Genomic DNA, 4,963 nt, shown 5'->3' on the forward strand with positions numbered 1-4,963 from the left:
ACTCTTCAACGTCATTCTTCTAAAGATATTCTCAATCACAACAATTGAATCGTCCACGACCCGCCCGATTGCTACCGTCATGGCACCCAGTGTCATTAAATTCAGCGTTATATCCAATTGATTCAAGAATATTAACGCGATAATGAGCGATAAAGGTATGGAGACCACTGCTATAATCGTCGTTTTAATGTTTCTCAGAAACATTAAAATAATTAATATCGCAAACGCCGCTCCCATCAATGCCTTTTGAAACATAACGTGAACAGAATCCTTTATTGGATCTCCTTCATTCAATATTGATGTGAATTCCAGTGAGTCATTATTTTTTTGGACCTCGTTCATTTTTTCTTGAATCTCATCTACAACTTGAACAGTATTTCCAGAGGCATTTTTGTAGACTTGAATTCCAATCGCTTCTTTTCCATTCATTCTAGAAACTGAGTTTTCTTTGGTCACTTCGCTAATCTTGGAAATCTCATTCATTTTAACAAATGGTTGAACATTCTCAGAACTATTACCTAAAGCAGCTGCTGTGGGTATTTCTAAGTTCTTCAAATCCTCTAAAGAAGTAACAGCCCCTTTTATCACGGCAGACTGCTCTTCATTATCAACCACGTATAAGCCTAAAGGCGAATCACTGCTGATTGATTTTAAATAATCAATGACAGTTTGTTCTTTAAGATTAAATTTATTTAGATTTTCCTCATTAAATTCCACTTCTAATTCTTTTTGATGGGTCCCGACTATCTTAATTTCTGCTACGCCTTCTACACTTTCAAATTCTCTCTTTATCGTCGTTTCTGCATATTTGCTTAATTCTTGCAAATCGCTTTTCGTATCAGTTAATGCAAGTACAAGTACCGGTAAATCATTATAACTGACCCTTGCCACTCTTGGTGTTTCCGTTTCAGATGGTAAACCAAGGGAATACACCGCTTCTTTTACTTCACTCTCAGCATCTTCCATATTTTTCTTTAGATCATATTGAATTTGAACGGATGAAGCATTTTCAAAAGAAGTCGAGGTTACACTTTTCACTCCCTCTAGATTTGAAACCTTACTTTCAATTGGCTCCGTCACGTTTTCCAGAATTTCATTTGGGGATGCACCCGGATAGACCGTTGTGACATCCACAATAGGTTCGTTTATATTTGGCAATGTTTCAAGTTTCATTGAGTATCCAGAAAAAGTACCAAAGATGATGATGAAAATAGTCAGTATCCATATGGCGAGTTTATTGTTAATAGAGAAATTAATCAGTTTTTTCATTTTATGTATCTCCTTTAACTTCCTGTAGTATTAAACTTGCATTATGACCGCCGAATCCAAAAGAATTTGTCATGGCCACTTTAATGGATTCAGCTAACGATTCGCCCCTTATGACATTCAACTTCAGCTTTTCATCAAAGGGCTCCGTATTTACCGTGGCCGGAATCAGATCATTAACGATCGTAAGAACCGTGGAAATCACTTCTACTGCTCCCGATCCTCCCAACATATGACCAGTCATTGATTTTATTGCATTTACGGGAATCCTATTACCATATTGACCAAATACTTTATGTATCGCTTTCGCTTCCATTTCATCATTCAGTTTTGTACCCGTACCGTGTGCATTGATATAATCAATTTGTTCATGATGAATGTCTGCTTCTGCAATAGCTTTTTCCATTGCTTCGGCTGCAAGTAATCCTTCTGGGTGAGGTGCAGTGATATGATAAGCATCTGTGGTAGAGCCGTACCCGGTAATTTCAGCCATTATCACTGCCCCTCTTTCAACTGCATGTTGATATTCTTCCAATACGACCATCCCTGCTCCGGATCCCATTAAAAATCCATCTCTTTCTTCACTGAATGGCCTGCTTGCTGAAGAAGGCTGATCATTATTCCTGGTCATCGCGTGTATTCTATCAAGACCTGCTACATTTAATGGTTGGATACCATCATCGGTTCCGCCTGCAATCATGACATCCGCATGATTGGATTGAATATAACGATATGCTTCACCTATTGCATTAGTACCAGAAGCGCATGCTGTTGAAATCGAGTATGCCGGCCCCGTCGCTTTTATTTTCTTCGCTATTTTTATTGGCGCACTGTTGATCATTCCTCCAATATGCTTTATGGGGTCAACCGCCTCTCCCTTCAGTTGGTCCATATAATTCGAATGAATAAACTGGTCTCCACCATTACTGGATCCAACGATAATACCAACCCTGCCCGGGTCTAGTGACCGATGATCCACCCCTGCGTGCTCCCAGCTTTCAAGTGCAGCTGTCAATGCGTACTGAGCAAAGTTATCCATGAACTTCACTTCTTCCATATCTAAAGAAGGATGAGGTGTAAAACCTATTACTTCGGCAGCAATTTTCGTGCCGTATCCCTCTGTATCGAAACCGCTTATTAGCCTGCCGCCACTTATCCCTTTTGAGAGACTATTCCAAAAGTCTATCCGGCTATTTCCAATTGGGCTGACTACACCACATCCACTTATGACTACTCGCCGTTTCAATCAACTATCCCCTTTCGACATCAAATTGATCTCACTTTCTAATTTTATTAGTGTATAAAAAGAAAAAACCTAGAAAATCGCGCAAACTTTTATTGATTTTCGAAAACACTGAATTAGTACCAAAAAAGGCCCCATACAAGGGGGCCTTTTTTGGTACTATTATCTAAGGTAGGATACGGTGATTTCTTCTGCTTCCGCCACTTTGGTGCCGTTAACCGAAGCAATCCCCCTCCCCTTGAATGCCTGTGATCGAAGTTTAATGACTTCAAATTCCAGGTCTAATTGATCACCTGGATGTACAGATTGGAGGAATTTGACATTCCTCACTCCCGATAATAAGCCAAGACTTTTCTCCTTATCCGGCAGCACAAAGGCTCCCAATTGTCCTATTGCTTCTAATATTAATACTTCAGGCATCTTGGGATTTTTCTCTTCCCGATTGATGAACCAATCACCTGTCGAAACAACTTTAATTCCTTTGGCGTATTTTAACTCTTCCTTACTGACTACTTTATCAATCAGCAAGAAAGGGTATCTATGCGGAAGTACTGAATGTATATCGATAGCTCCCATTTTTTCTACCTCCATCAACCCAGCTTGACGACTAAGCTTGCATTATGACCGTGGAAATCAAAACAATTGATTAAAGCTATATCCTTATGTTTAAGGTCGCGACGAGGATAAACAGAGGGTTCATTTAGTTCTTGAACAAAAGAAAACCGGGTGTTTTTTTTATCCCTTAAAGATGTTAGAAATAGTAAAGATAAAATTGTATTGGTAACGCCATTTGCCGCAATAAGATTGCCGGTTTCCTTTTTAAACAGACAGGCAGCGACCGGACCTTTTGAGAAAATTGCGTGCAAAGCATTCTTTTCAGCCCTATCATAAGTTGGGATACCGCTTCCTTGAGGGATCACGAGGGATACTTCCTCAGGTGTGACCTTCGCATCTGATAATGCTGATTGAATTGTCTCAACATAGGATTCATACAAGTGATCAGAGCAAGTACCCATACTGAAACCCATAATGATGCCCTTAATATCTATTTCTCTTTCTACAGCAGATTTCATTGACTCCATTACGATTGATCCGGCACCAGCACGTAAAACCGCACCTTGACTATTTGCAGTAAACGGATTATAGGCATTTTTATCGGGACTTGTGATTTTTAAACTTTCATATCCTTCTTTTGTAAGATTTGATATATCCCCTTGTGTCCCTCCTGCTAACATAAGTGTCGTTTCCTTATTTCGAATTGCCCTTAGTCCTTGTCCTATAGCCATCAGACTGCTCGTCTCGCCTGCGATAATAGTTCCGGACGGTCCATGAAGTCCATGTTTGATGGCTATTTCTGCGGGGGGAGAGTTTATCATTGAGGCAGAAGAATAATAAGGACTTACTCTTTTCGGACCTCTCTGCAGTAATAAGCTATGATTGTCCAGTAAAAATTTATCCGCTCCATTACCTGAAGCCCCAATGTAGACTCCCATCTTTTGTTTTTCATTGAAATTCCTTATGTTGGCTTGTGATAGTGCTTCCATTGACGAAGCAATAGCATAGTGAGCAAAACTGTCGAGTCTTTTCATTTCCTTTTTCTCGAAATACCCCTCAATGTCAATTCCACTTGCGCCTTGGTTTTCATTGAATGGAGGAGCTTCCTTTTCTGTTTTATGGTTTTCTTGAATTCTCTGCCAAACCGCTTGAGCATTCATTCCTAAATGATTAATCATTCCATATCCAGTTATAGCTGCGTGAAACTCCAAGATGCTTTCTCCCTCCTTTGAAATAATCCCTGCAGAGCAGGGATTATTGAGAGTATCATAAAGAAGATTGTTGTTTTTGTTTTTCTATAAAGTCAACAATGTTATTGACAGTTTGAAAACTTGTCGTGCTGATTGCTTCCAATTGAAGGTCAAATTTATTCTTCATAAGATTGATAAATAATAGAACATCCATTGAATCTAAACCATAAGGTGATTTTTCCCCAAATAAGTGGATATCGTCTTGTATTTCGTCAGGAGAAACGGATAGATTATACGATTCTACAAATTCTTTTTTGATTAAATGTTTCATAGCTATTAACATCCTTTCAATTCATTTTGAGTGTATTTTAAGCAGAGGGATCCCCACATGAATCCTGCTCCTATGGCTGAAAAAACAATATAGTCGCCTTCGGCTATCCTTTTTTCGCTTAATGCTTTGTACAACACAGAAAATAAACTCGCAGATCCCGTGTTAGCATAATCTTGTACAGTAAAAGTGGTTTTTGTCTCAGGTACATCCAATTCTTCCAGCGCAGCCTTTACAATATTCAGATTCGCCTGGTGTATGAGGAAATGGTCAATATCCTGGACAGCCAGGCCTGCTTTCTGAATGACCTTCCTCATTGAAGAAGGTATCTTTTTTGTGGCCATCTTCCAGACTTCTCTTCCATCCATTTTAATGTATTGG

6 protein-coding genes are annotated in these 4,963 nt (G+C 39.3%); all 6 read right to left on the bottom strand.

What is annotated here, in order from left to right; genetic code table 11:
- Nucleotides 1–1,269 (bottom strand): efflux RND transporter permease subunit (locus HP456_RS19780; protein WP_172254298.1); only part of this gene is annotated, 1,269 nt, incomplete at its 3' end.
- A gap of 1 nt (nucleotide 1,270) precedes the next feature.
- Nucleotides 1,271–2,512, bottom strand: coding sequence for a beta-ketoacyl-[acyl-carrier-protein] synthase family protein (locus tag HP456_RS19785; protein ID WP_172254300.1), 1,242 nt, complete (start codon nucleotides 2,510–2,512; stop codon nucleotides 1,271–1,273).
- A gap of 159 nt (nucleotides 2,513–2,671) precedes the next feature.
- Entirely contained in the window at nucleotides 2,672–3,085 is a 414-nt protein-coding gene (locus HP456_RS19790) for a 3-hydroxyacyl-ACP dehydratase FabZ family protein (RefSeq protein ID WP_172254302.1), read from the bottom strand.
- A gap of 14 nt (nucleotides 3,086–3,099) precedes the next feature.
- The gene (locus tag HP456_RS19795) at nucleotides 3,100–4,275 is read right to left on the bottom strand and encodes a beta-ketoacyl-[acyl-carrier-protein] synthase family protein (protein WP_172254304.1); all 1,176 of its coding nucleotides are present in this window, start codon (nucleotides 4,273–4,275) and stop codon (nucleotides 3,100–3,102) included.
- 55 nt (nucleotides 4,276–4,330) lie between these two features.
- Nucleotides 4,331–4,585 carry an acyl carrier protein gene (locus HP456_RS19800; protein ID WP_172254306.1) on the bottom strand — a complete coding sequence of 85 codons (255 nt, stop codon included), beginning with the start codon at nucleotides 4,583–4,585 and terminating at the stop codon, nucleotides 4,331–4,333.
- 5 nt (nucleotides 4,586–4,590) lie between these two features.
- A partial coding sequence (locus tag HP456_RS19805; RefSeq protein WP_281358096.1) for a 3-oxoacyl-ACP synthase III family protein occupies nucleotides 4,591–4,963 on the bottom strand: 373 nt, incomplete at its 5' end.

This window comes from Bacillus haikouensis (assembly GCF_013179555.1).
Classification (GTDB): domain Bacteria; phylum Bacillota; class Bacilli; order Bacillales; family Bacillaceae_B; genus Rossellomorea; species Rossellomorea haikouensis_A.